Origin of the sequence: Paenibacillus polygoni (assembly GCF_030263935.1) — a bacterium.
GTDB lineage: Bacteria > Bacillota > Bacilli > Paenibacillales > Paenibacillaceae > Paenibacillus > Paenibacillus polygoni.
Genome location: NZ_CP127162.1, coordinates 4,207,999 through 4,232,500 on the forward strand (window position 1 = coordinate 4,207,999; position 24,502 = coordinate 4,232,500).

The following is a 24,502-nucleotide window of genomic DNA, read 5'->3' on the forward strand; positions in this document are numbered from 1 at the left end:
CAGACGAGTATCCCTGCAATTACTCCCATCACGACATCACTCCATCCTTTAGATAATAGAAACCAGGCATATCAAAAGAGGACTTTAGATCTATTCACTAATTACTATTTATATTAGCATACATTTCCTTAAATTACAGTAAATTTGCAAACGCTTTCTATTTTTTTTGTCCTGTTTGTCCACCTTGGCTCATATAGTATTCATAACCAGCGAACAGCTTTTAGAAAAAGGGGCGAACCATGGCATATGAAGCGTCTAGCCTTACCACTTTTGATCACCTTTGGCCTACTCAGTATATGCATGTTAATGGCGGTCTATCCTTTATCCGTATGGGAGTCCGGCGTTCGGGGTCTTTCCATATGGTGGGAGGTCCTCTTCCCTTCTCTCTTTCCCTTTTTTGTTATATCGGAGCTGCTTCTTGGACTTGGCATCGTCCACTTCATGGGCACTCTTCTTCATCCGTTTATGAGACCCGTATTTCGAATTCCAGGAACAGGCGGTTTTGTTGCCGCAATCAGCTATGCTTCGGGATACCCTGTTGGAGCGAAACTGACAGCTAAGTTATGGGAACAAAAACAAATCACACGAGAAGAAGGAGAGCGGCTCGTTGCTTTTACTACCACATCTGACCCTATATTCCTCATCGGGGCAGTATCTGTTGGTTTTTTTCACATGCCTGCTCTGGCAGGGGTTCTAGCTATTGCTCATTATGGATCTGGACTTATTGTTGGTCTTCTCATGCGATTTCATGGTCCAAAAGATTCTTCCGAGCTCAATACAGAAGCTTTACCTGAGGAAGGTAACCGTCTGAAGCATGCATTTCATGCAATGCATCAAGCTCGTGAGAGCGATGGACGTTCTCTTGGACAACTTGTGCAGCAAGCAATCCGATCTTCTTTACAGCTGATGACCGTAGTAGGCGGACTTGTCGTATTTTTTTCAGTCATTCTCGAATTATTTACAGAAGCTGGACTGATGAATGGGATGTACCACTGGCTTGAACAAGTCCTCTTATTCCTTGGATTACCTCCTGAGTTATCTCAGTCGCTCGTTGGAGGATTATTTGAAGTTACCCTCGGTGCTCGGTATGCCGGAACTTTAGAGGGAGTCCCCCTCATCTATAAAGCGGCTGCGGCTGCTTCTATTCTTTCTTGGGGAGGTTTATCGGTTCATGCTCAGGTCGTAAGCATCCTGAACTCTACACCGCTGCGTTATTTACCGTTTATGTTTGCAAGAGCGGTTCATGCGGTCCTTGCAGCCGTAATTGTATTTTTGTGCTGGAACCCGATAATGAATACAGTAGATACGTTAAATGGGGCTGCCCCTTCCGATTCTTCTCTCTTTACGGGGATTCATCTGCTCCCATCCCAATTAGCAATGACTATGATTTTGATTGGCGGATTAATGATGATCACGACTGTCTATGTATGGATTAAGCAGCTCACTGCAAAATTTCAAGATTAAAGGAAATGTGTTGCAGCGATTGTTTTCTGTCCTGAAATTGGATATCATCAAGTTATACTTATTACAAAGGAGCTTTCATCTTGAGATATTATGTTCAGGACAGAGGAGACTCTTTATCTATGGATTTGGCCGAGCAATTTCACCGCCTTGCTGAAGAGCAGGGATTTATACTCGATGCCAAATCTCCAGAGATCGTTGTTTCTATTGGCGGCGATGGCACCATGCTACAAGCTTTTCATACGTTTATAGATCAAATCCCGGATATTGCTTTTGTTGGTGTTCATACAGGACACCTTGGTTTTTATGCAGACTGGAAAGCGGATGAGCTTCATGAGCTGATCAAACTTATGAGTAACGGTCTAGATACGAGTCAGCAGTTGCAGCCACGTATTGTGGAGTATCCTTTAGTTGATTTGGAGATCCACCGAAAATCAGGAGTTACCTCCATGGTTGCACTTAATGAGTTTACCCTCAAGGGTGTCGATGGAACAGTGGTAGCTCAAGTCGATATTAATGATATTACTTTTGAGATGTTTCGTGGTGACGGCATTTGCGTATCCACTCCTTCCGGCAGCACGGCTTACAACAAAGCACTTGGCGGAGCAATGATTCACCCCACGATTGAAGCGATGCAAATCGCTGAGATTGCCTCCATTAATAACCGAGTCTACCGTACGCTGGGATCGCCTATCGTACTGCCCAAGCATCATCATTGCGATATTTTCTCTAGAAAATCCCAAAGACTGCTACTAACGATTGATCACGTTAATATGACGATGGATGACCTTATATCTGTAAGATGCCAGGTCTCCAGACAGAAAGTTAGTTTTGCAAGATATCGTCCTTACCCATTTTGGGATCGGGTTCGTACAGCCTTTCTGGATTAAGTTTACAGCAAAAAGCGGTTCCTGCTTAGGAACCGCTTTTTGCTGTAGCTTCTTCTTTTGTCTTGTTCTCTTTAGAGAACTTGCGCTCTCTAGGTTCTTTATGCTCTTTATGTTCTTTTGACTCTTTTGGTTCTTTAACCTCTTTAAGCTCTTTAGGTTCTTTAGGTTCTTTCGGTTCTTTAAGCTCTTTAAACTCTTTAGATTCTTTAAGCTCTTTTGCCTCTTTTGGTTGGGATTCCTTTGGTTCCTTAGGTTCCTTCGGTTCCTTAGATTCTTTCTCTTTTGAATCCTTAGGTTCTTTTTGCTCTTTTTGCTTATGAAGTACAAAATAGGCACAACCAAAATTACAATATTCGTTAATATAATCAACCATGCCCGTAATCGAAGTATCTTTATTCGCCTTCGGGTGGTTCTCTCGGTAAAATCCTTTAAGTCTCAGTTGATTATAGCCCCAATCCCCAATAATATAATCGTATCGTTCAAGGACATCGCTATACCGATCACGAAAGGCTTCCGGATTCCAACCGTTTCTATAGTCCTGCAAGACTTCATAAGTTTTGCCGCTGATCTGAATCAAAACCGTCTTCCTTCCCTTCTATCCGAACCGCCTTCTTCTTCATGCAAAGGCTTACTCCTACTATACTACATTATTTGCATTCGCGGCAGACTTTACTTGTTCATGTGCATGATATGAACTTCTAACCATAGGTCCTGATTCAACATGACTGAATCCTCGGGCCAAGCCTTCTTTTTTTAGTTCCGCGAATTCTTCAGGTGTGACATACCTTTTTACATATAGATGCTTGTCCGAAGGTTGTAGATATTGCCCAATCGTCATAATATTACAATCGACCGCTCTCAAATCATCCATTGTCTGAAGGATTTCATCCCATTCTTCTCCAAGCCCCAGCATAATACTTGACTTGGTTGGAATATCTGGATTCATTTCTTTTGATCTTTTAAGTAGTTCAAGAGAACGTTCATACTTCGCTTTGGCACGAACCTGATCAGACAGGCGTTCTACCGTTTCAATATTATGATTTAGAATATCCGGTTTAGCGTCCATGACGATTTGCAGTGCCTCCTTATTCCCTAGAAAATCAGGAATGAGTACCTCAACACTACATAAAGGCAGTTTTCTGCGTATTGCTTTGATAGTTTCTGCGAAAATGGAAGCCCCTCCATCGGTTAGGTCATCCCTCGCTACACTCGTCACTACACAGTGCTGTAAATTCATCTGTTCTGCTGCTTCAGCAACACGTTCCGGCTCCTGTAAATCAAGCTCAGTAGGCAGCCCCGTATTTACTGCACAGAATCGGCAGGCTCTTGTACAAATATCTCCAAGAATCATAAAAGTTGCTGTACGATTTGCCCAGCACTCATAAATATTAGGACAACGTGCTTCTTCGCAGACCGTATGAAGGGTTTTTGAACGCATCATTGTTTTAATTTCTTGATACGGTTCACCTGCGGTTAGCTTTATCTTAATCCACTCTGGTTTAGGTTCTTTCACTTTGCTCCCCAAGGAAGTACCCTCTTTTCTATATCGAGATGTATTAAACTATCGCACGGACACATTATAACATGATTTTTATGGAAATAACCTCCATTTCTAATCATTTCTTCTTTACGCTTCCGATTCTTTTTTCATGTCAAGGCATAAAAACAAGAGTGTTGTGTGAACCTAAACATAACTTTGAGCGAAAACGAAGAAAGGAGGCGTATCTGTTGTTACGGTTGTACAAAAAACATAACTTGCGAATGCTTTGTCTGAAAGTCACACTCACTCTCTCTTTCTTTGCCTCACTTGCACCAGCGGATGCTCTAGCTCAGGAGAAACCAGTAACTCCCCCAAGCGCTCAAGATACTTATAGAGAACGCAAGGCATTATATGACCAAATTAGCGTTGTGAGCGGCGTTCCTTGGTACTATCTTGCAGCGATCGATCAGTATGAGCGGACGATGACAAAAGCACATCCAAAGGACCGCGCACATGAAGAGCGGTTAACAGGTATCTTTTTTGAATCCAGCCGATGGGCAGGAATTTTAAATCCAGATCAGCAGGATAAGAATCCTATGTCCATTGCCCTCTTTGGTGGAATTGGACTCGATGGTACGGGTGACCAGAAAGCAGACCCAGAGAATAATGTGGATGTTCTTTATACGATGTCTCGTATTGCTTCAAAATATGGGATATCCGCAGACGATATCGGTATCTCTCTCTGGCACTATTACCAGAACACAAGAGCGGTACAAAGAATACAGCAATTCGCCAGAATCTATAAGCATTTTGATACGCTTGAGCTTTCGGAGCATGCATTCCCTTTACCTTTAGGTACCGTGTACTCTTACCGAAGCACCTGGGGAACAAGCCGCAGCTGGGGTGGACGGAGAATTCATGAAGGAACCGATCTTTTTGCCCATCATGGCTTGACGGTCCGTAGTACTTGTTATGGAATTATTGAAATTAAAGGCTGGAATCCATTTGGAGGATGGCGTGTGGGAATAAGGGACCTAGACAACCACTATCACTACTATGCGCATTTATCTGGCTTCGAGAAGGGGATACACGTAGGCAGTATTGTGACTCCAGGACAAACCATTGGATGGGTAGGAAGCTCCGGTTATGGTAAGCCAGGAACACAGGGTAAATTCCCTCCTCATCTGCATTATGGTATCTACCGGGATACAGGGCTTACCGAATGGTCTTTTGACCCCTATCCATCCCTGCATCGCTGGGAGAATGAAGAACGTAAATCTAAACAAGCCAAAAAGAAAATCTCACCTTAATTATAAAGTGACTTGTTACATAAGCATCCTCTGGAAAACAGACGATTCTTATACAAGTCACTTTCTTTTTTTACGATCTTTTTTACGATTAAAAGGATTTAACTTTCTCACTTACTCATTACCACTCGGCAAAAGAGGTTCCGGCTCTTCCAGATAGAGCTGACTATTTCCCTCATTCTTGGGGACGGTGCTGCTTGCATCCGGGGTTGTGACTCCCGTGCTTGGTGTTGCAGCGGATGGTAAAGAAGGAAGCGCTAAGCTGGGAGCACTTGCTCCATTATCTCCTACAGGACGTCCTTGATTATCGTAATAATACATAGGCACATCTCCAACAACAAGTAAGTAGGAAATTGGCAGCTCCGTGTCTACAATTTCCGGTTCCATATCCAGCGGAACTACAACAGCCACCTCAGCAATGATGTGAATGTATACCTCAACCAAAATCATATTGATTCCCGCATTTTGCTGTCTTGTGCTAAGATCTACTTTTACCGCGCCTTGTGGTTCAATCCGAATGGGCACCTTAGGACCAAAAGAGGACAAGATCGTACTTCCCAGCGCTTGCCCGAGTGGAATGTGGTCTCTGAATGACTCCATATCTTGTAGTGTAGTTTGCACAATGGATAACGCATTAGACGTAATTCTCATGTGCTCATCGTAATTCAACATAAAACCGCTAATCTTTCCCTTGGTATCCGTTTTCCACTCAATGAGATCATCAGACGGTTTGCCATCTGCAATTTGACTCGTTATGGCTTTGTTAATCGCTTCTGTCGCCAGCTGCTTCACCCTGATTTTAGCTAAATGCATAATCGGAGGCTTCAGATTCCGCTCTATGTATGCAGCAGATTGCACCGTCAAAATCACAATCACAAGCATAATGATCAGTAACCACTTTTTCCAATGTCCCCCTGTTTTTTGATGCTGATTTCTCCACCTGGATCTTCTGAATGCCATGCACGCATTCCTCCCTTGAGAGAGGTTTCTTTTTTTAATCTATGCAGCCTGACCATAAAAAAGAAGCAAGCCTGATGGCCTGTGTTATCGTATATAAAAAAGTATAAAAAAAAAGAGAACTCCCGTAGGAATTCTCTTCTTATCCACCTTGAATTATAATAAACAAATTTCAAGTTATTTCATTGGCGGTTTAGCATCTTGAGGAACGGATTCCCAATCTTTAAGGAAACGCTCAATTCCACTATCCGTAAGTGGATGTTTCCATAGAGTTGGCACCAGTGTACCTGGGATTGTTGCAATATGCGCACCTGCAAGAGCAGCATCCTCTACATGTTTAATGTTACGGATACTTGCTGCAATGATTTCGGCAGGAAGATTATACGTATCCAAGATCTGACGCAGATCACGAATAAGCTGCATTCCATCCACTGAGATGTCATCAAGACGTCCAACAAATGGACTGATGAATGTTGCACCCGCTTTTGCTGCCATAAGACCTTGAGCTGCTGAGAAGACCAATGTAACATTGGTTTTAATTCCTTTTTTGCTCAGTTCGTTCGTCGCATAAAGACCATCTTCCGTCATTGGCAATTTAATAACCACATTCGGTGCCCAAGTTGCGATTTCTTCTGCTTCTTTTAACATGTCCTCTGCTTTTGTACCAATAACTTCTGCACTGACAGGACCTTCCACAAAAGAAGTAATCTCTTTGATCACGTCTTTAAATACGCGACCTTCTTTAGCAATTAGAGAAGGATTCGTCGTTACGCCATCTACCAGACCCAGACGATGAATTCTTTTGATTTGTTCAACATTCCCAGTATCTAAGAAAAATTTCATAATGACATGCCCTCCATCGTTTTACTTTATAAGTCGATCATAAATAGATAAAAATATATGCCAACATTTATATATAAACATTGGCATATATTTTAAACATATTTTATTATTTTTTCTCTACAGCATGTCCGCCAAATTCATTCCGAAGTGCCGCTACCACTTTACCTGTAAACGTATCATTCTCAAGGGAACGATAACGCATAAGAAGGGAAAGAGCGATAACTGGAGTAGCTGCTTGCAGATCAAATGCCGTTTCAACTGTCCATTTCCCTTCACCGGAAGAGTGCATAACCCCGCGAATTTCATCTAAGTTTGAATCTTTGGAGAAGGCACGCTCTGTAAGCTCCATCAGCCATGAACGAATAACAGAACCATTATTCCATACGCGTGCTACTTTTTCATAGTCAAAGTCGTAATCACTTTTCTCGAGTACTTCAAATCCTTCACCAATCGATGCCATCATACCGTACTCAATTCCGTTGTGAACCATTTTTAGAAAATGTCCGCTGCCGGCTTTACCCGCATATAGATAACCATTCTCTACGGCTGTGTCTTTAAATAGCGGTTCAACGATATTCCATGCTTCTTCGTCTCCGCCAATCATGTAACATGCACCGTTACGTGCACCTTCCATGCCGCCGGAAGTACCTACGTCCATGAAATGGATGCCATGTTCTTTCAACTGCTCATAACGACGAATCGATTCTTTGTAATGAGAGTTACCTGCTTCAATAACAATGTCGCCTTTGGACAATATTGGAATCAAGTCATTAATTACTCCATCAACTACAGAGTGCGGTACCATAATCCATAGGATTCTTGGTGATTCCATGGAGTCTGCCATTTCTTTGTAAGAAGAAACGCCTGTTGCACCGTATTCTTTCATCTCTGAAACTGCTTTTTCATTCAAATCATAAGCAACCACTTCATGCTTATGGTCGATCAGATTTCTACCTAGATTCAGTCCCATTTTACCTAAACCAATTAATCCTACTTTCATGTCCAAGTGCCTCCTAAATTATGCTCAATCTAAAATGTAGTGAAACTGTATATGTCATCAGCTTAAACCAGCTGGATAACGCGTAAGATCAGCTATTCAATGTTAATGCCACTCGTTACCATCTTGAGCAAGAAGTTCTTCCGCAGCTTTCGGACCTTCTGTACCTGCTTCATAATAATGAAGCGGTACTTCATTTGCTGTAAATGCATCTAGAATATGCTGTACCCATTTCCAGGACAATTCTACTTCATCCCAATGTGCAAAGAAGGTTGCATCACCGCGTAAAGCATCAAAGATAAGATTCTCGTAAGCTTCTGGAACATTATCGTAAGATGAACTATAGCTGAGTTCCATCGGTTCAATCGTATCGTGGTGCATTGGACTTTTCGCATTCAATTGAATGCGGATTCCTTCTTTTGGACCAATATCAATAATGAGCAGATTAGCATCTAGATTTTCATCGACAGGAATTCCCGTGTTAAGCGGCCGTTTAAACTCAACGACAATCCGTGTGGATTTTTCACTAAGACGTTTACCTGTGCGAATATAGAAAGGAACTTCATTCCAGAACGGATCATCGAGAAATACACGTGCAGCAAAGTACGTATCATTCTGAGAAGTAGCCTCCACACCAGGTTCGTCCACATATGCCACCACAGGTTTACCTTGCAGCTCTCCTGCGCGATATTGTGCACGGACAATGTTCTCATTCAGTTTCTCCTGTAAAAGAGGAATGAGTGCCTCTGCTGTACTTTTCTTTTTAAAACGAATCTCTTCTGGAGAAGATTTTTTCGGCAGATGCAAAGCAACCATCATAAGCAGCTGGAGCATATGATTCTGGAACATATCACGTACTGCACCGCTCTGGTCATAATACGCTGCTCTTTCCTCTACTCCTACCGTTTCACTTGCTGTAATTTGAATGTTGGATACATAGTGGTTACCCCATAGAGCTTGAATAACAGGGTTAGTCGCACTAAAGACTTCCATGTTCTGAACCATAGGTTTACCAAGGAAGTGGTCAATCCGGTAGATTTCATTTTCTGCAAACGTATTGCTGAGTTTTTCATTCAGACGACGTGCTGAACTTAGGTCATGTCCGAAAGGCTTCTCAATAATCAATCGTTTCCAGCCTTTCCCTGATCCCAAACCGCTTTCTTTAATGTTTTCAGCGATCGGTTCAAAGAACTCCGGTGCTACGGACAAATAGAACATCCGATTCTGCGGAATGCCCAGTTCTTGTTCACGGCGTTCCACAACCTCAAGGAGTTTCTTGTAATCTTCTACTTTTTTATTATTTAGTGACGTATAACGGAATGCACCTAAAAAATCGCGAACCTTAGCTGCATCTTCTGGCGACCGGCGAGAGAATGTATGTAATGATTCCTCTACTCGAGCTTGAAAATCAACATCGGATACTTCTCTTCTTCCCAGACCGATTACCGAAAATGCTTTTGGCATCTTCTCATCTACATATAAATTGTAAAGTGCCGGATATATTTTTCTTTTGGCTAGATCGCCTGTAGCCCCGAACAGGACAAATGTCATTGCTTCCATGCGTATTGCCTCCTGATATTTACTCTATAATGTGTGACATTAGCATGCGAAGAACGTTACGTGCACACTGTCTATACATAACATCGAAAGTAGAATGCTGAATCATCAACTTTCTCTTTTTATTAGGTTATTAAATGTAACCAGTTAAGATTATGTAACCATAATACACCCTTCCGACAACATTCGTCAATAAAAAATGTCCAATCTGTGAACATTGATTTTGTTCTGTTATGGCAACGCTTCCTATGCTATCCTATTAGTTATACTAATAAATCGTTTAAAAAAAGTGTGATATAGTCCATTGAATTTCACAGTTACTTATAGTAAACAATCCTACGTGAAGGGGGCTTTTACAATGGACCAAGAATCCATGTCAAGTTACTTGAAGATGTGTGAAAAAGTGACCCAGTCCTACCAGATCATTGGACGAAAATGGGTTGCACCCATTATTCACACCTTGATGGAAGAACCAAAGCGATTCAGTGAAATACATGCCCTAATTCCCGATTTAAGTAAGCGAGTACTCGTAGAACGAATGAAAGAACTAGAAGAAGAAGGAATTATCCTTCGAAATGTAATTGCAGATCGACCCGTACGCACGGAATACTCCTTAACTCGAAAGGGAACCGAACTTGCCCGAGCACTTAATGCAGTTGGACGCTGGGCTAAAGAATGGTTATAAACGCATGAAAAATATTTGAATCAATAAAACAGACCCACACAAGAACCTCCCAATCCCATGCGAATGAGTAAATTGGAAGGTTTTTGTTATTTGTTAAGGATGATTTCAACTAAAATTCCACAAAAAAAGAACCGAAGCTGCGTAAAATGAGATTAGATCATTTTTACGTACTTCGGCATTTTATAATTAGGATGAGAACCAACCTTTTATTGCATCAATAAGTCCCACGAAGAAATTTTTAATGCTGGCGATAATTCCTTGTCCTGTGTCTGATTCAATGAAATCAGTAAACTGCTGCTTCGCTTGATCTAACTGTTCCCCTACCGCATTCCAGTTAATATTGGCATCTTTCATGTTCATGAAGAGGTCAACAAGTCCATTTAATTGAGCTTCTGGTATCGCAATATTCAGGTTGTTAGCTGTATCTTCCACTAAGGACTGCATTGCTTCTCTTGTCTGAGGCTGTTTTTCTGCAAGCTGCTCTTTAATATTCGTCATCAGAGTCGTTGTTTCTTCCGCTCCAATCGAATCAGAGAGTTTTGCAGTTTTAACAATTTCCTCATTAGCTACTTGTTTTTGTTCTTCCGGTATTTTAGTATCTGTCGTTGTTTCATAAGCTTTTATGATTCCTGTAAGAGCCGCGGTTCCCGATACGTCAAATGGAGCTGTAATCATTACGTGTGCATCTTTCACTCCAGCTGTAATCATCGCATTCAGGTACATATCACTCGTTACCCAGTTAATATGATTCGTAGTCACGGATAGACCGCTGCCTGCCTTACCAATCACAATCTTGGCAGAACTAAGTGCTCTCGTGCCAATTTGTGCTTTCGATAAATAATTTCCCAAATATTTATGTTCCTCTTTGTTAGTAACCGTTAACTCTGTAGCGCCACTTGGTGCTTCCAAATCAGCCAATACTTTTACTTTTTGATCATTCGTTAAATCTTCTCCTAGAATGATAATGACATCACCCTCGGCTGCGTCGGCATGAACTGCTATTGGACTATATACAGCTACAATGAGTAGCGCCGACAGCACAAGAGCTGTCCATTTACGTAGAATGTTCATTATGACTCTCCTTTTTAACGTAAATCATCTGTTTTTTCTTTCATCTAAAATATAGCAGAGCTCTTTTCTCTATCTATTCACATCTAGCTCAGCCTCCATAGTATACCATGGTTGTCCTTCGCTCTGCCTTAAGATGCTTCCTGCTTGTAATAAAAGACGTATTCTCCGTCAAAAAAGTTCCAAAATAAATATAAACCTACGCTCTTTGATTTCATGATTTTAGACAAAAAGAAAACTATCCAGAGCATAAGCTGCTCAAGGATAGTCGATATTAACTAGCTTTCACTTGTTAGTAATGGCGCTGACGCATTGCTTCAAACAAAAGTACCGTCGCTGCCATCGCCGCATTGAGTGACTCTGCCTGTCCCTTGCTTGGGATAATTACAGCATCATCAACAAGCTCGTTTACTTCTTCCGATACACCGCTTCCCTCATTACCAATGACGATCCAGCGTGAACCTTTGAAGTCATACGAGTAACAGGAGTCTTCTGCATCAAGGGAAGTGCTCACAAGTGTGACACCTGCTTCTTTTGCTTCGGGAAGGATTACACTAAGATCAGCTTCTACAACCGGAAGGTGAAAAAACGATCCCATCGTTGACCTGATGGTCTTCGGATTATACACATCCGCGCTTCCGCGTCCTAGAATAACACCATCGGCCCCCGCAGCGTCTGCACTGCGAATGATCGTGCCCACATTTCCAGGATCCTGGAGCCGGTCCAGCACAATAACGAGACTATCCGGTTTACGGAGGATTTCATCCGCTTGCTTAGTATCTTTACGAATGACAGCAAACACCGCTTGCGGTGTCACCGTATCTGTACATTTAGCAATAACAGCAGCCGATACCCCAATCCATTCTACACCCGCTGTACCTTCATACCTGCTAAGTTCACTCGGGATGCCTTTATCCATATCATAAGCAATACATTCGATCTCAGCTTGATGCAGAAGCGCCTCCTGGACGAGATGTATGCCTTCAATGATGTATTTCCCTTGTCTCGTTCGATGCTTCTTCTCGAGAAGCTGAGCCCAATCCTTAACACGAGGATTGTTAACAGAAGCAATTTCCATGTTTAGTTCCCTTCTTTATGTCTTTCACCAGTTCATTTATTTCTTATTTCGAATAAGACAGCTCCATCTTACTGAGGTTATCTTTATGACCTACAATGATAAGAACATCATTTTGAAGTATGCTGTCTTCCGCATACGGTGAAATGTTCATCTGTGTCCCCCGCCGAATCGCAATCACGTTGCAACCGTAGCGTGCACGTATATCAAGCTGTTTTAAATTTTGCCCTATCATATTTGAAGATGCTTTCATTTCAAGAATGCTGTAATCATCGGACAATTCAATGTAATCCAGAATATTAGGAGATGCCAGATGGTGAGCAACCCGCATGCCCATATCTCTTTCTGGATAAACGACTTTGTCTGCACCGATTTTTTCGAGCACCTTGCCATGTAGTTCTGTTTTCGCTTTAACAACCAGTGTAGTAATTCCCATATCCTTAAGGATCAGTGTCGTCAGAATACTGGCCTGAATATCTTCCCCGATAGAGACAACTACTACGTCAAAATTACGTATTCCAAGCGCCCTGAGTGCCTCTTCATCTGTAGAATCCGCGGAAACCGCGTGGGTTACTACATTTGATATTTCCTGAGTTCTTTGCTCATCCCGATCAATGGCGAGCACATCAAACCCCATATCGCTAAGAACGCTTGCGACACTGGATCCGAAACGGCCCATACCGATGACGGCATATTGCTTCTTAGCCATAATATGGATACCTCCTGCGGTGCTATCATCCTACGTAGTATACCACAATGTCTGAAAAACTTGAATGTAAGCAAGAAGTGCGGGGAACAGTATAGATGCAGGAAAAGACTGAATTTGGAGGGACAAGCGAATGCCAATCGTAATGGATTTGCGCCAAGCTATTGTTCACAAGGTGCACGGTAAGACCGATCAAGAGCTTAAGGAAATGATTGAAGGTTCCATTGACGGTCCCGAAGCAGCATTACCGGGGCTTGGCTCTATTTTTGAAATGATCTGGAAACAGCTCTCTGCAGAGAAACGGGATGAACTCGTCAAAGTGGCGCAAGCACATTTAAAGACGGTTAAACCCGTACCACTAACCTAGGATCCTTATCTGTTTCTTTTACTGCAAAAAAGAAATCCCCCGACCCATATTCATGGGACGGAGGATTTTTTATTGTATCAATATCTTGCTCTTCTAACGAATTAGCTGCTTAAGGCGCCATTTCAAGGAATTGAGCCGTCGGGTTTTTATCGATTGCTGTTCTCATCGCGTATTCATTTTCGAATAGGACAACATAATTGTCTTTCTTATCCTTAACAAGGACTGAGTTAATCCGGAATTTACTTGGATCAATTTTCTCATCAATAATCCAGCGAGCAAACTGATACGGCATACGTTGTAACTGTACATCTACCCCATACTCTGCTTTCATCCGATGTTCAAATACTTCGAATTGCAATTGTCCAACTACGCCAAGAATGGTTTCATCAAAGCTTGCTGTACGGAATACCTGGATGGTTCCCTCTTCGGTTAACTGGTCAAGCCCTTTTTGATACTGTTTATGTTTCAAGGCATTTTTAACCGTAACTTTGGAGAAAATCTCAGGAGAGAATGTTGGCAATTCATCAAACACAATATTACCGCCTTGACTTAGCGAGTCTCCAATTCGGAAAATGCCGGGATCAAACAAACCGATAATATCTCCAGGATAAGCTTCCTGAACGATATCCCGATCTTGGGCGAGAAACTGCTGCGGTTGAGACAGCTTGATCTCTTTGCCTGCTCGTACATGGCGAACACTCATTCCGCGTTCGAATTTTCCGGATACAATCCGAAGGAAGGCAACACGGTCACGGTGAGCAGGGTTCATATTCGCTTGAATTTTGAATACGTATCCGCTGAACTTCTCGTTCGTCGGCTCTACCATACCTTCCGTACTGCGGCGCGGTTCAGGTTTAGGTGCAAGTTCAAGGAAGTTCTCTAAGAACGTTTGAACACCAAAGTTATTTACCGCACTGCCAAAGAATACCGGAGTTAATTCTCCTTTTAATACTTTCTCATAATCAAATGGGTCTCCAGCAACATCCAGCAGCTCTAGATCCTGTTTCAACTGCTCATGCAGGAACTCACCCGCCATCTCACGAATTACCGGGTCTTCATAACTGTCTACTTTTTGTACTTGGATGTTGGAGTGGTCATCTCCTTGGAATAATTCAACCTGATTTTTCATCCGATCATATACTCCGCACAGTTCCCGTCCCATTCCGATTGGCCAGTTCATTGGTACCGAACGAATTCCGAGTACGTTCTCCAGCTCCTCCATCAGATCAAACGGGCTCTGTCCTTCACGGTCCAATTTGTTGATGAACGTAAAGATGGGAATCCCGCGTTTCGCGCAGACCTGGAACAACTTGATCGTCTGAGCCTCGACCCCTTTAGCCACGTCAATCAGCATGACTGCACTATCGGCTGCAGTAAGCGTACGATAAGTGTCCTCACTGAAATCTTGGTGACCAGGTGTATCAAGAATGTTAATACGGTGTCCATTATAATCAAACTGCATAACAGAAGACGTTACAGAGATCCCCCGTTGCTTTTCGATTTCCATCCAGTCACTCGTTGCGTGCTTACTAGCCTTACGTGCTTTTACAGTACCTGCAAGACGAATTGCACCCCCGAATAAAAGGAGCTTTTCCGTTAGTGTCGTTTTCCCGGCATCCGGGTGAGAAATAATCGCAAACGTACGACGTTTGTCGACTTCTTTCTGTATAACATGTTCTTGTGATTTACTCATTTTGTTATCCCTCTTACCCTTCAGTAAATTAATATTAAATATTTGTATGATCTATTTCATATAGGCTCTTTGTGAGAAGGCTATAAGGAGTCCCTCTGCAAGTCTCTATAACATAATAAAAAATGTAGCTGGTTACTCACAAGGGTGCCACCTTCCTTCCGTTACAAGAGCAAATTTTACATTCCTTAAAATGATATATCCCACTAAGTCAACTTTCCTATTGTACCACATTCAACAATTATATTTACCTATATTCCCTCCCTATATCTATTAATTTCTTGAAAATATTTTGTTTTAGAACAAATGAGACGGGTAATTTACGATACAACCTATTAGCTAAATGGAGGATGACAACTTATGAATATCTACGAACAACAAAAAAATGGAACTCCAAAACAAACACAAGCGAGTCAACCTGGCGTAGAATCCCAAATGGATCCTCGTCCCATTCAGCCTCTAGATTACAAAGGCAGTGAAAAATTAAAAGGTAAAGTGACTCTTATTACAGGCGGAGACAGCGGAATTGGGCGTGCTGTTGCCATTGCTTATGCAAAAGAAGGTGCTCACGTAGCCATTAACTATCTCTCCGATCAAGAGCAAGGTGATGCGGAAGAAACGAAAAAATATATTGAGGCAGAAGGCGTGAAAGCACTGCTTCTTCCCGGCGATGTGTCCGATGAGAACACTTGTAAAGAAATCGTAGATAAAACAGTACAAGAATTCGGTAAACTTGATATTCTCGTCAATAATGCAGCAATTCAGTTCGTAGTGGAAGGAATTGAGAACATTACGAGTGAACAATGGGATAAAACATTTAAAACAAATATCTATTCCGTTTTCTATATGACGAAGTATGCGGTACCTCACCTTAAAGAAGGAAGCTCTATTATCAGCACGACTTCCGTTAATCCTTACGTGGGGAACCAAGTATTTATTGACTATACTTCAACTAAAGGAGCTATCGTTGGGTTTACCCGCAGTATGGCCCAAAGTCTTGCTAAGAAAAACATTCGAGTAAACATGGTAGCCCCAGGTCCAATCTGGACTCCGCTCATTCCTTCTACTATGGATGAAGAGATGGTAGAAAGTTTTGGACAAGATGTGCCTATGGGCCGTCCGGGACAACCTGCTGAGCATGTAGGAGCTTACGTACTGCTTGCTTCTGACGAAGGTTCTTATATGACCGGTCAGTGTATCCATGTTAATGGCGGTATGACTATGTCTTCCTAAACTTTATACGATAAATCCTGTACAAAATATAGCACAAAAACTTTATACAATAAGTCTTACACAATAAGTCTTAATAAAATAATGAGAAAAAGCAGGCATTCTCCGTAGAGATTGACCTGCTTTTTCATTATTGTAATGCCATTAGTGATTTTTAATCCACACTACATTATCTTCGTCCTGACCATTGACCGGCCACCAGAAGTATCCATCTTTCGCCAGTAAATCTTCTGTAGCTTTCGGTCCCCAGCTTCCCGCAGGATATGTCTCAATATCACCTGAATTCTCTGCCCAAGCAGCAGCAATCCGATCCACGAATGACCAGGCTGTCGCCACTTCATCCCAACGAGTAAAGTAAGTTGAATCGCCTTTCGTTGCATCGTGAATAAGTCGTTCGTAGGCTTCCGGCGAGTTAATTCCAATCATGCAGCTCTGACAGAAATCCATTGCGAGCGGCTCAATTTGTGAGTCTGTCCCTGGTTTCTTCGCATTAATCTTAATGTAGATTCCTTCCATTGGATTCACACGAATAACGAGCAAGTTAGGTTCTAGCTTATGTTTCTGTCCTAAATAGACATTGGTTGGCATCGATTTAAACTCGACTACAACCTCTGTTGTTTTGACAGGCAGACGTTTTCCCGTACGGATATAAAAAGGTACGCCTGCCCAGCGGAAATTATCTACAAATACACGAGCTGCAAAATAAGTCTCTGTATTAGAATTAGGATCCACCTTCTCCTCCTGACGATATCCAGGAAGTTCAGTGCCTCTCACTTCACCTGCTGTGTATTGACCGCGCACTACGTTATTCTTCACATCGTCGCTAGTTGCATAAGGGCGAAGTGACCGAAGAACTTTCACCTTCTCATCACGAATGTCCTCAGGAAGCAATCTGCTAGGCGGCTCCATAGCGATCATGGTAAGCATTTGCAGCATATGATTCTGTCCCATATCCCGAAGTGCACCTGCTGAGTCATAATATCCGCCGCGATCTTCCACTCCGACCGTTTCTCCAAGTGTAATCTGGATATTTGCAATATGTTTGTTATTCCACAAAGGTTCAAAGAACGCATTACCAAAGCGGATAACTTCAATATTTTGCACCATTTCTTTACCCAGATAATGATCGATACGGTAGATCTCTTCCTCGCGGAATACTTCTCTAATTTGCTCATTTAATTTTTCAGCCGAAGCTAGATCATATCCAAATGGTTTCTCGATCACAAGTCTATGCCATCCTGCACTCTCTAGAAGTCCACCTTCTTTTAAGTTATACGACACACTGCCAAATAGTTCAGGAGCCAAAGCCAGGTAGAACATACGGTTACCCGGAATATTAAACTTCGTTTCTAGTTCCTCAGTCAGAACACACAGCTCACGGAAACCATCGACATTATTAATATCAAGTGACTGATACTCAAAGTGTTCTGCAAATGTTAACCATTCCTCATCTTCAATTGAATCACTGGAATAGCGGCAAAATTCTTGGATGGATGTATGTACATCAAGACGGAATTCTTCACGTGTACGCGGACGACGTGCCAAACCGACAACTGCAAAATCTTGTGCTAATTTACCTTCACGGTACAGACTATAAATAGCTGGGAATAGCTTGCGCCGAGCAAGATCTCCTGTAGCACCAAAAATGAAAAATACGGCACCTGAAGTCTTGAGTGATTCCAATGGTTGATTCGTATTCATGGCCCCTTCTTTCCCCTATATATCATAGATTTTTTAGTTTATTACAATGTGTCTCAAGTGAACTTTCGCCTTTTCCACAGGAGCAAAAGTCATTTATGTTGAAAATATTTTAGCATAAGTGTTCCTTCGAATGCTACGAACTTTCTCTGCTAATCTTTTACTTTCAATAAACATTCATCAAACCTTCACTTTGATGTCTTTGTTTTAATATTCACCTTGATCGGCGTACTTACTCCCTTAAAAGTAGAGTTATTTTCACTAGCTTAGTCCTTCGTCCAAACCTATTTAACTCTGTAAGAATATAAATATCTTGACTACTATCTTATTTAATGAAGAGGTGTACGAGATGTATCCTGTCAATCCTTTAACTCCAGAGGTATTAAGCCGCCATTGTGGAAAGATGGTTTGTGCGGTAACGAAAGACGGCCGGCGTATTTTCGGCAGACTTAAAGCATGTAATAATACACATGTCTTCGTAGCAGATGAACGTCGTAATCAGCAATATCGTCCATGCCGAGCATATAAGTCCAGCATTCTTGAGACGAATTCAAACACAGAAATAACAAAGAAGAAAAAGAAACGTAAAAAAGACGCAAAGATCAAAGGTTTCTACCCTTACGGCGGATACGGCGGTTACGGATATGGCGGCGGATGGGGAGCTGGATGGGGCTGGGCTTTAGGTTTAACCGCTCTGGCTTTGTTATTCCTTATCTAATGTGGATTCAATTGCTCTCCTAAACTCTTTTCAAAATGAAAAAGGTACGAATCTCTTTTCTTCCTTCCGAAGATGAGAATCGTACCGTACATATGTGTATATTCATTCTGCTAAGCCATTCTTATAAGCATAGATCGCAGCTTGCGTACGATCATCTACATCGAGTTTTGCTAAAATGTTGGTCACATGAAATTTCACGGTCTTGATCCCAATGATTAGCGTATCTGCGATATCTTGATTGGATTTACCCTGAGCGAGTAACCGCAAGACATCCATTTCGCGATCCGTTAGATCTTCATGTGCTTTCATTTGCGCAGGAGGCTGTCTAAAACGATTCATCATTTTGGATGCCACTTGTGATTCCAGAACAGACTGTCCGCGATCCGCTGCTCGAATGGCATCTGCAATTTCGGTAGCACGTGACGTTTTGAGTAAGTAACTAAATGCTCCAGCTTCAATAACGGGATACATCTTTTCATCATCTAAATAACTGGTAAGTACAATTACTTTGCAATCTGGCTGCAGTTTAAGCAGTTCTCTAGTGGTTTCAATTCCGTCCATCCCGTCCATCACGAGATCCATGAGTACTACATCAGGTTTGTACTCTTTAGCAAGCCGGAGACCTTCTTCTCCACTCCCTGCTTCTCCGATTACTTCAATTCCTTCTTCGGTATCCAGCACGGCAGCTAGACCGATCCGTACCATTTCGTGATCATCGACCAAAAGCACTTTGATATTTCGTTCCATCAATTCATCTTCCATAGTCTGGGGTTACCTCGCTTTCTTCATCCATCACAGGAACGGTAATTTCTATTCTTGTTCCTTTACCCGGTGCTGTAATCCAGAGAATAGACCCTCCAATTTCGTTCACCCGTTCCTGCATATTAGAAAGACCATAGGAGGCCTGTTTTTTATCATCTAATTCAAAACCTTCTCCATCGTCTCGAATGACAACCTTCACTGCCTTGTCTTTTCGTAATATCCGAATTTCCATCTTTTCTGCTTTTGCATGTCTAAGGGTATTAGACATCGCTTCCTGAATAATGCGAAAAAGGTGATTCTCCACTCCTTTTACCAAGTGAATATTCTCATCCATCTCAAACAATATTTCCATTGGGACTTTCGCTTGCAGTTCTCTTACCAACTCTCTAAGGCCCTGTTCAAGATGTTTCCCTTCTAAATAGACAGGCCGCAAATGAAGTAACAATGCCCTCATTTCGGACTGGGCAACAGCTGACATCTCCTCGATAAGCGCCACTTGTCTCTTCGCACGATTAAAATCCTTATCAAGTGTCCTGCCGACTGCCGTAGCTGTCATCGAGATAGCAAAAAGCTGCTGAGATACCGCATCATGCAGTTCTCGAGCAAGTCGCTGTCTTTCCTCTACGATCGCAGAGATCCGCGCCTTCTCTGCCAGTTGTGCATTATTCGTGGACAAGCGCTGTAAAGAACTCACTTGCTCCTCCCACTTTTTGCTGATACGAGAGAGTTGCTCTCCCAGTCTTCCGATCTCATCGCTTCCTAGCTCAGGAACAGCTCTCATTACACTGCCCTTTTCCCACTGCAATAATGTCTCTCGCAGCCTCTCCAATTTTACTTTTGTTCGATAAGCTTGAAAGAATCCGTAGCAAGCACCCACACCTACTAACAATAATACGAGAGTTGCTCCGAACGGAATCCATCGATCCCATGTCGACCAAGGAGTTAAATAGCCATAAGAAGAAAGAATATAGATAATGACAGCTCCCAGCAGTACAGAAAACAGAATGCCCTGTCCCATGCCGCGAGTCACCATGTTTTTTGTCTTTTCGGAATGCATCCGGAACCTCCTCTCTTATAGATAGTATTACGTTAGTTTTACGTCAAGGTCTCCAATTAAATAGGAAATTACAAATTTAACTTTGTATTCACTTCCTGCATATCCAGGAGATTGGTAGACAAGTCTGTTCATTCCACCGCTTTTCTGATCGTTTCCAAACTTTTGTCTTCCGAGTAGCACAAAGGCTTCAATTTCTACACCGTAATCCTCAGGGATCGACAGGTCAATATCTCCCATCACACCTTGTAAATAAATGACCGTTTCTTTTTCTTCAGGAAGTGCAAGAGAAAGATCCGCATCTACTTCTCCTATAACATGCCATATACTGGTGTTACGAAGAATCCAAGGTGCTTGATCCCATGCATAATTAGACATAAAGTTCTGATGAATTATATATTCTTCACGCGGCTGGACTTTACGTCCTTTCCAATAAAAAATACCGAGTGAAATCAGCATTATCCCAACTACGAGAATAAGATTGTCAAGAATAATGATTGCGGTTCCTGCCCACATCAAAGTTCGACCTTTTTTGGTGTCCCCTGATTTATGTTTGTAATATCCAAAAATCAATAAGAGCAGTGCAACGATAGTAAAGAAACTCAAAAATTTCCCCAGCAACATCATTAAGCCAATCCCTATTGCCAGAACAGCAAACAGCGACTTTCCTCTACTCATTCGTCACACCCCCTTTTTATAGATAAACAGAGTTACCTCTTTTCATCCGTGTTATGTATACCTATTATGTGTATCCTTAATTTATCTGCATGAATTAAATCTAAGAATAGTATTCCATACATCACTTCATGTTTTCAGTAAAAAGGCCATACGAAGGATGAACTCCGTATGGCTTTTCCACGATTCTTAGGATATCATATCCTATGTTACATTGGATAGTTTATTCTTTTGGAGCTTCAGAAGAGGAAGCTTTTCCATTTAATTTACTTTTCAATGCTTCCAGCTGCTCATTGACTTGGAATTGTTTTTCCTGATCTACAGAGTTAGGAGTATATGAGCTGGAGCTGTAAGGTACACGCATTACATCTGCTTCTGCTTCCAGTTGCATGATTTTTTCTTCCATACGGTGGAATCCGAGTGATGCATTGCCGCTCTCAATGGAATGAACACTGTTAATTTGGGACATTTGTTTTCTTGCTTTAGCCATTTGGGCACGGGATACAAGCTCATTGCGTTTATTACGCATTTTGTAGAACTCATCTTTCATATCATGCAGTTGTTGTACAAGTTCTTTCGCTTGAGTCTCAGATTCAGCATGCAAATTCTGATATTCAGACACCTTTTGATCGTAGTAAATTTTTTCTTCCAGAAGCTTACGTGCGACTTCTTCTTGGCCATTGATCAGTGCAGATTCTGCTTGTGCTTCGCGTTGTCCACCAAGACGTTCTGCTTCTTCCAAACGTTGTTTCATACGGCGCTCATTAGCCATTTGTTTGGCAACGGTAACCTCTGCTTCACGAATTTCTGCTTCCATATCACGAATGTATTGATTGAGCATGATGATTGGATCTTCTACTTTATCAAGAACCTCATTTACCGACGCTTTTGTCATATCTTTAATTCTTTTAAATACTCCCATTTTAAAATTCTCCCTTCTCATACTTTGATAGTTTTTTACGAAGTTCTTCGTTTTCTTTTTTCAATGCTTTTTTCTCGATATCTTCCATCATGGAGTCCAAATGATCTTCTTTTGGAGCCCCGAATCCTCTATCAAAACGATTGCTGTTATAACGATTATCTCTAGGAGTTCCATAACCTTGTGAGTCAAAGCCTTGAGGAGTAGAGAATCCTCCTCCAGCGCCAGGATACCCACCCATTCCAGGTCCTGGAGCATATGGATCATAAGGCGGGAAAGGTTCTTTCGGCACAACTAGTGCAGCAAGGATGTACAGAAAGATCGAAACACCACCTGAAAAGAATGTGACTACAATAAAGATTAGCCGCAGCAGAGTTGAATCCATACCCAGTGTCTGAGATAAACCGCCAAGTAATCCGGTCACTTTTTTATCACGTCTAGAGCGATATAGCTTACTCATGAATAGTTACTCCTTTCCTCCGTTATCCAGCTTCTTTTTGAGCTTTGCCAGCTCTCTTTCAAGTAAGTCAGATACGGAATGCTGTAATGAATTACGTTCTTGCTCGCCTCTGCGAAGATCACGAAGGCTTCTTGCTTCATATTCCAGATCGGAGACCCGATCCTCCAGTCTCCCAAACATACCTGGAATTTGAGTGCCTCCCATTTTGCCAGCTCGTTCATTCATTCGCTGCTGGAGCTGGATCGTCTGCATTCGTGCATAGTAGTACTGACGTTTGCTATAGACCGTTTGGTATTCAGTCTTTAAGTGATTCAGTTGTTCTTCTAACTCCGTTAAAGCATCTCTGCTCTGTTCATAAAGTCCAATATATTGATTATACTTTTCTTCGTATAGCATTTTTTCTTGTAGAGCCAGTTTAGCAAGATGATCTTCTTCTGCTTTGAGTGCAAGCAGCGCTTGCTCTTCTCGTTTATTAATCATAGCTTTGGCATCATCAACCTGCTGCTTCAATTGTCTTGTATGACGTGAATACTGAGCATGCAGTTTTTCTACCTCACCGATCTCATTTCTTGTATCCATTAGAAACTGGTCGATCATTTTCACTGGATCTTGACTTTGCTCTAAATGTTCGTTAATCGTAGCTGCGGTTATATCCCGCATTCGGCGAAAGACACTCATTCTTGTTTACCTCCCTTTTCTCTATTCCTCTTTCTTTAAAACCGTTTTACTCCTCTACCTCTTAACATGGATATACCGAAGATGATAAGCCCAATTGCAAGAAGCGGTCCGAGAAGCCATGCAAGTTTACTGAGCAAGCTAATTACGCCGATAATCAGTATGATATACCCAAAAAGCGCATTCCCTCTTTTAATACCGTAATATCCGATCGCAATTATAATCACCGGTATTAGGTAGCTCATAATCGTTCCAGAGATAAAACCGAGAAAAGGAATAAATTTACCAAGTAACAATAATGCTCCGATGGCGATCAAAATGATGGCCAAGTTTTTCTCTTTTGTATACCTCATAATTTGTTATCACCGCCTCTTTCGTTTACTACGTGTTTCTTATGTCTTTATTTTAGGTAATTCTTGCGCTTTATAAAACGGACCGGGGACGGTTTTTTATCCTAGACTCAGGTCGGGGATCATCCAAGACCTTTACAGCATCTCTAGGTATACCTTAAATAAAACCAACCTCAAATCAACAAACCTCAGATCACAAACCTCAGATCACAAACCTCAGATCACAGACCTCGATCAACAAACAGATCTACGTTTTATAAAACACCAATAGATCAATATGTCCTATTACTTTCTTAAGTTCCATATACACCACAAAATCACACGAACCATAAGCTACTATTATGTGATTTGTGAAAAAACAAAATAAGGGTGATATTACTGAATTCAGTAATATCACCCTTATGGATGTATGCCGGTGAAGGGACTCGAACCCCCACGGTTTCCCTCACGATTTTGAGTCGCGCGCGTCTGCCAATTCCGCCACACCGGCTTATTCTATTATATGCGCCCTCAGAATTTTGAACTCCGGACCTTTTGATTCGTAGTCAAATTCTCGATCTAGCTAAGCTAGGGCAAAAAATAAATATGCGGAAGACCAGACTTGAACTGGTACGATAGTCACCTACCGCAGGATTTTAAGTCCTGTGCGTCTGCCGATTCCGCCACTCCCGCTTATAAAAAAATGGAGGCGCCACCCAGATTCGAACTGGGGATAAAGCTTTTGCAGAGCTGTGCCTTACCACTTGGCTATGGCGCCGTATATATTGGAGCGGACGACGGGAATCGAACCCGCGACCCTCGCCTTGGCAAGGCGATGCTCTACCGCTGAGCCACGTCCGCAAATAAATGGCTGGGGATATAGGATTTGAACCTATGCA

Annotated in this window: 25 protein-coding genes and 5 tRNA genes (1 of these 30 cut by a window edge); 7 read left to right on the forward strand and 23 right to left on the reverse strand. The window is 42.0% G+C overall.

Annotated elements, in window-relative coordinates; all coding sequences use genetic code 11:
• Positions 1-246: 246 nt before the first annotated feature.
• Both ylbJ and QPK24_RS20125 read left to right on the forward strand, forming a co-directional pair.
• Entirely contained in the window at positions 247-1,464 is a 1,218-nt protein-coding gene (ylbJ, locus tag QPK24_RS20120; protein ID WP_285744179.1) for a sporulation integral membrane protein YlbJ, read from the forward strand.
• 80 nt (positions 1,465-1,544) lie between these two features.
• Positions 1,545-2,351 (forward strand): NAD kinase, encoded by an 807-nt coding sequence (locus tag QPK24_RS20125; protein ID WP_285744181.1) that lies wholly within the window; start codon positions 1,545-1,547, stop codon positions 2,349-2,351.
• 25 nt (positions 2,352-2,376) lie between these two features.
• Here the strand turns inward: QPK24_RS20125 and QPK24_RS20130 are convergent, their stop codons facing one another.
• Together QPK24_RS20130 and lipA are read right to left on the reverse strand one after the other, a co-directional pair.
• Entirely contained in the window at positions 2,377-2,928 is a 552-nt protein-coding gene (locus tag QPK24_RS20130; RefSeq protein WP_285744184.1) for a YutD family protein, read from the reverse strand.
• 60 nt (positions 2,929-2,988) lie between these two features.
• Positions 2,989-3,876 (reverse strand): lipoyl synthase, encoded by an 888-nt coding sequence (lipA, locus tag QPK24_RS20135; protein WP_285744186.1) that lies wholly within the window; start codon positions 3,874-3,876, stop codon positions 2,989-2,991.
• 236 nt (positions 3,877-4,112) lie between these two features.
• Here lipA and QPK24_RS20140 point away from each other — a divergent pair, with 236 nt between their 5' ends.
• Entirely contained in the window at positions 4,113-5,141 is a 1,029-nt protein-coding gene (locus tag QPK24_RS20140; RefSeq protein ID WP_407083036.1) for a M23 family metallopeptidase, read from the forward strand.
• A gap of 111 nt (positions 5,142-5,252) precedes the next feature.
• On the opposite strand, the gene yunB is transcribed toward QPK24_RS20140, so the two are convergent.
• The 4 genes from yunB to zwf (QPK24_RS20160) all read right to left on the reverse strand — a co-directional run bounded on the left by yunB (position 5,253) and on the right by zwf (QPK24_RS20160) (position 9,495).
• Positions 5,253-6,098: a sporulation protein YunB gene (gene yunB, locus QPK24_RS20145; RefSeq protein ID WP_285744190.1), complete on the reverse strand. Its 846-nt coding sequence runs from the start codon at positions 6,096-6,098 to the stop codon at positions 5,253-5,255.
• Between the two features lie 174 nt (positions 6,099-6,272).
• A complete protein-coding gene (gene fsa / locus QPK24_RS20150; RefSeq protein ID WP_213534139.1) occupies positions 6,273-6,938 on the reverse strand; it encodes a fructose-6-phosphate aldolase in 666 nt (221 codons plus the stop codon).
• Between the two features lie 106 nt (positions 6,939-7,044).
• Positions 7,045-7,938: a phosphogluconate dehydrogenase (NAD(+)-dependent, decarboxylating) gene (gene gnd, locus QPK24_RS20155; protein ID WP_285744193.1), complete on the reverse strand. Its 894-nt coding sequence runs from the start codon at positions 7,936-7,938 to the stop codon at positions 7,045-7,047.
• A 102-nt stretch (positions 7,939-8,040) separates the two neighbouring features.
• Positions 8,041-9,495, reverse strand: coding sequence for a glucose-6-phosphate dehydrogenase (gene zwf / locus QPK24_RS20160; RefSeq protein ID WP_285744195.1), 1,455 nt, complete (start codon positions 9,493-9,495; stop codon positions 8,041-8,043).
• A 370-nt stretch (positions 9,496-9,865) separates the two neighbouring features.
• Between zwf (QPK24_RS20160) and QPK24_RS20165 the strand changes: the two genes are divergently transcribed.
• Positions 9,866-10,177: a winged helix-turn-helix transcriptional regulator gene (locus QPK24_RS20165; RefSeq protein ID WP_160034962.1), complete on the forward strand. Its 312-nt coding sequence runs from the start codon at positions 9,866-9,868 to the stop codon at positions 10,175-10,177.
• A gap of 186 nt (positions 10,178-10,363) precedes the next feature.
• Here QPK24_RS20165 and QPK24_RS20170 read toward each other — a convergent pair whose 3' ends face one another.
• From QPK24_RS20170 to QPK24_RS20180, 3 genes are all read right to left on the reverse strand, one after another.
• On the reverse strand, positions 10,364-11,248 hold the full coding sequence (locus tag QPK24_RS20170; protein ID WP_285744199.1) for a DUF1002 domain-containing protein: 885 nt from the start codon (positions 11,246-11,248) through the stop codon (positions 10,364-10,366).
• A 289-nt stretch (positions 11,249-11,537) separates the two neighbouring features.
• Entirely contained in the window at positions 11,538-12,323 is a 786-nt protein-coding gene (locus tag QPK24_RS20175) for a TrmH family RNA methyltransferase (RefSeq protein ID WP_285744201.1), read from the reverse strand.
• Positions 12,324-12,366: 43 nt separating this feature from the next.
• Positions 12,367-13,038 (reverse strand): potassium channel family protein, encoded by a 672-nt coding sequence (locus QPK24_RS20180; RefSeq protein ID WP_407083037.1) that lies wholly within the window; start codon positions 13,036-13,038, stop codon positions 12,367-12,369.
• A gap of 121 nt (positions 13,039-13,159) precedes the next feature.
• Here QPK24_RS20180 and QPK24_RS20185 point away from each other — a divergent pair, with 121 nt between their 5' ends.
• The gene (locus tag QPK24_RS20185; protein WP_160034680.1) at positions 13,160-13,393 is read left to right on the forward strand and encodes a small acid-soluble spore protein SspI; all 234 of its coding nucleotides are present in this window, start codon (positions 13,160-13,162) and stop codon (positions 13,391-13,393) included.
• Positions 13,394-13,502: 109 nt separating this feature from the next.
• Here QPK24_RS20185 and QPK24_RS20190 read toward each other — a convergent pair whose 3' ends face one another.
• Positions 13,503-15,086 carry a peptide chain release factor 3 gene (locus tag QPK24_RS20190; protein ID WP_285744206.1) on the reverse strand — a complete coding sequence of 528 codons (1,584 nt, stop codon included), beginning with the start codon at positions 15,084-15,086 and terminating at the stop codon, positions 13,503-13,505.
• Positions 15,087-15,443: 357 nt separating this feature from the next.
• Between QPK24_RS20190 and QPK24_RS20195 the strand changes: the two genes are divergently transcribed.
• Positions 15,444-16,316 (forward strand): SDR family oxidoreductase, encoded by an 873-nt coding sequence (locus QPK24_RS20195; RefSeq protein WP_285744208.1) that lies wholly within the window; start codon positions 15,444-15,446, stop codon positions 16,314-16,316.
• A gap of 141 nt (positions 16,317-16,457) precedes the next feature.
• Here the strand turns inward: QPK24_RS20195 and zwf (QPK24_RS20200) are convergent, their stop codons facing one another.
• The gene (gene zwf / locus QPK24_RS20200) at positions 16,458-18,014 is read right to left on the reverse strand and encodes a glucose-6-phosphate dehydrogenase (RefSeq protein ID WP_285744210.1); all 1,557 of its coding nucleotides are present in this window, start codon (positions 18,012-18,014) and stop codon (positions 16,458-16,460) included.
• A 346-nt stretch (positions 18,015-18,360) separates the two neighbouring features.
• On the opposite strand from zwf (QPK24_RS20200), the gene QPK24_RS20205 reads away from it, so the two are divergent.
• On the forward strand, positions 18,361-18,729 hold the full coding sequence (locus QPK24_RS20205; RefSeq protein WP_285744212.1) for a hypothetical protein: 369 nt from the start codon (positions 18,361-18,363) through the stop codon (positions 18,727-18,729).
• Positions 18,730-18,831: 102 nt separating this feature from the next.
• Here QPK24_RS20205 and QPK24_RS20210 read toward each other — a convergent pair whose 3' ends face one another.
• The 12 genes from QPK24_RS20210 to QPK24_RS20265 all read right to left on the reverse strand — a co-directional run.
• Positions 18,832-19,476, reverse strand: a complete 645-nt coding sequence (locus QPK24_RS20210; RefSeq protein ID WP_191802287.1) for a response regulator transcription factor — start codon at positions 19,474-19,476, stop codon at positions 18,832-18,834.
• A gap of 4 nt (positions 19,477-19,480) precedes the next feature.
• On the reverse strand, positions 19,481-20,548 hold the full coding sequence (locus QPK24_RS20215; protein WP_285744216.1) for a sensor histidine kinase: 1,068 nt from the start codon (positions 20,546-20,548) through the stop codon (positions 19,481-19,483).
• 27 nt (positions 20,549-20,575) lie between these two features.
• A complete protein-coding gene (gene liaF, locus QPK24_RS20220) occupies positions 20,576-21,223 on the reverse strand; it encodes a cell wall-active antibiotics response protein LiaF (RefSeq protein ID WP_285744218.1) in 648 nt (215 codons plus the stop codon).
• Positions 21,224-21,443: 220 nt separating this feature from the next.
• A complete protein-coding gene (locus tag QPK24_RS20225) occupies positions 21,444-22,142 on the reverse strand; it encodes a PspA/IM30 family protein (RefSeq protein WP_285744220.1) in 699 nt (232 codons plus the stop codon).
• Between the two features lies 1 nt (position 22,143).
• Entirely contained in the window at positions 22,144-22,599 is a 456-nt protein-coding gene (locus tag QPK24_RS20230) for a PspC domain-containing protein (protein WP_285744222.1), read from the reverse strand.
• A 6-nt stretch (positions 22,600-22,605) separates the two neighbouring features.
• Positions 22,606-23,277 (reverse strand): PspA/IM30 family protein, encoded by a 672-nt coding sequence (locus tag QPK24_RS20235; RefSeq protein WP_285744224.1) that lies wholly within the window; start codon positions 23,275-23,277, stop codon positions 22,606-22,608.
• Positions 23,278-23,312: 35 nt separating this feature from the next.
• Positions 23,313-23,627 (reverse strand): LiaF transmembrane domain-containing protein, encoded by a 315-nt coding sequence (locus QPK24_RS20240; protein ID WP_285744225.1) that lies wholly within the window; start codon positions 23,625-23,627, stop codon positions 23,313-23,315.
• A gap of 407 nt (positions 23,628-24,034) precedes the next feature.
• Positions 24,035-24,114, reverse strand: a tRNA-Leu gene (locus QPK24_RS20245).
• Between the two features lie 96 nt (positions 24,115-24,210).
• Positions 24,211-24,296, reverse strand: a tRNA-Leu gene (locus QPK24_RS20250).
• Positions 24,297-24,307: 11 nt separating this feature from the next.
• A tRNA-Cys gene (locus QPK24_RS20255) sits at positions 24,308-24,381 on the reverse strand.
• A gap of 8 nt (positions 24,382-24,389) precedes the next feature.
• A tRNA-Gly gene (locus QPK24_RS20260) sits at positions 24,390-24,464 on the reverse strand.
• Positions 24,465-24,471: 7 nt separating this feature from the next.
• Positions 24,472-24,502: transfer RNA gene (locus QPK24_RS20265), tRNA-Gln, on the reverse strand (it continues 44 nt past the right edge of the window).

Coding starts and splice junctions, on each gene's coding strand:
- ylbJ (WP_285744179.1), top strand. CDS start 247: ATGAAGCGTCTAGCCTTACCACTTTTGATCACCTTTGGCCTACTCAGT.
- QPK24_RS20140 (WP_407083036.1), top strand. CDS start 4,113: ATGCTTTGTCTGAAAGTCACACTCACTCTCTCTTTCTTTGCCTCACTT.
- yunB (WP_285744190.1), bottom strand. CDS start 6,098: ATGGCATTCAGAAGATCCAGGTGGAGAAATCAGCATCAAAAAACAGGG.
- fsa (WP_213534139.1), bottom strand. CDS start 6,938: ATGAAATTTTTCTTAGATACTGGGAATGTTGAACAAATCAAAAGAATT.
- gnd (WP_285744193.1), bottom strand. CDS start 7,938: ATGAAAGTAGGATTAATTGGTTTAGGTAAAATGGGACTGAATCTAGGT.
- zwf (WP_285744195.1), bottom strand. CDS start 9,495: ATGGAAGCAATGACATTTGTCCTGTTCGGGGCTACAGGCGATCTAGCC.
- QPK24_RS20165 (WP_160034962.1), top strand. CDS start 9,866: ATGTCAAGTTACTTGAAGATGTGTGAAAAAGTGACCCAGTCCTACCAG.
- QPK24_RS20170 (WP_285744199.1), bottom strand. CDS start 11,248: ATGAACATTCTACGTAAATGGACAGCTCTTGTGCTGTCGGCGCTACTC.
- QPK24_RS20175 (WP_285744201.1), bottom strand. CDS start 12,323: ATGGAAATTGCTTCTGTTAACAATCCTCGTGTTAAGGATTGGGCTCAG.
- QPK24_RS20185 (WP_160034680.1), top strand. CDS start 13,160: ATGCCAATCGTAATGGATTTGCGCCAAGCTATTGTTCACAAGGTGCAC.
- QPK24_RS20190 (WP_285744206.1), bottom strand. CDS start 15,086: ATGAGTAAATCACAAGAACATGTTATACAGAAAGAAGTCGACAAACGT.
- QPK24_RS20195 (WP_285744208.1), top strand. CDS start 15,444: ATGAATATCTACGAACAACAAAAAAATGGAACTCCAAAACAAACACAA.
- zwf (WP_285744210.1), bottom strand. CDS start 18,014: ATGAATACGAATCAACCATTGGAATCACTCAAGACTTCAGGTGCCGTA.
- QPK24_RS20205 (WP_285744212.1), top strand. CDS start 18,361: ATGTATCCTGTCAATCCTTTAACTCCAGAGGTATTAAGCCGCCATTGT.
- QPK24_RS20210 (WP_191802287.1), bottom strand. CDS start 19,476: ATGGAACGAAATATCAAAGTGCTTTTGGTCGATGATCACGAAATGGTA.
- QPK24_RS20215 (WP_285744216.1), bottom strand. CDS start 20,548: ATGCATTCCGAAAAGACAAAAAACATGGTGACTCGCGGCATGGGACAG.
- liaF (WP_285744218.1), bottom strand. CDS start 21,223: ATGAGTAGAGGAAAGTCGCTGTTTGCTGTTCTGGCAATAGGGATTGGC.
- QPK24_RS20225 (WP_285744220.1), bottom strand. CDS start 22,142: ATGGGAGTATTTAAAAGAATTAAAGATATGACAAAAGCGTCGGTAAAT.
- QPK24_RS20230 (WP_285744222.1), bottom strand. CDS start 22,599: ATGAGTAAGCTATATCGCTCTAGACGTGATAAAAAAGTGACCGGATTA.
- QPK24_RS20235 (WP_285744224.1), bottom strand. CDS start 23,277: ATGAGTGTCTTTCGCCGAATGCGGGATATAACCGCAGCTACGATTAAC.
- QPK24_RS20240 (WP_285744225.1), bottom strand. CDS start 23,627: ATGAGGTATACAAAAGAGAAAAACTTGGCCATCATTTTGATCGCCATC.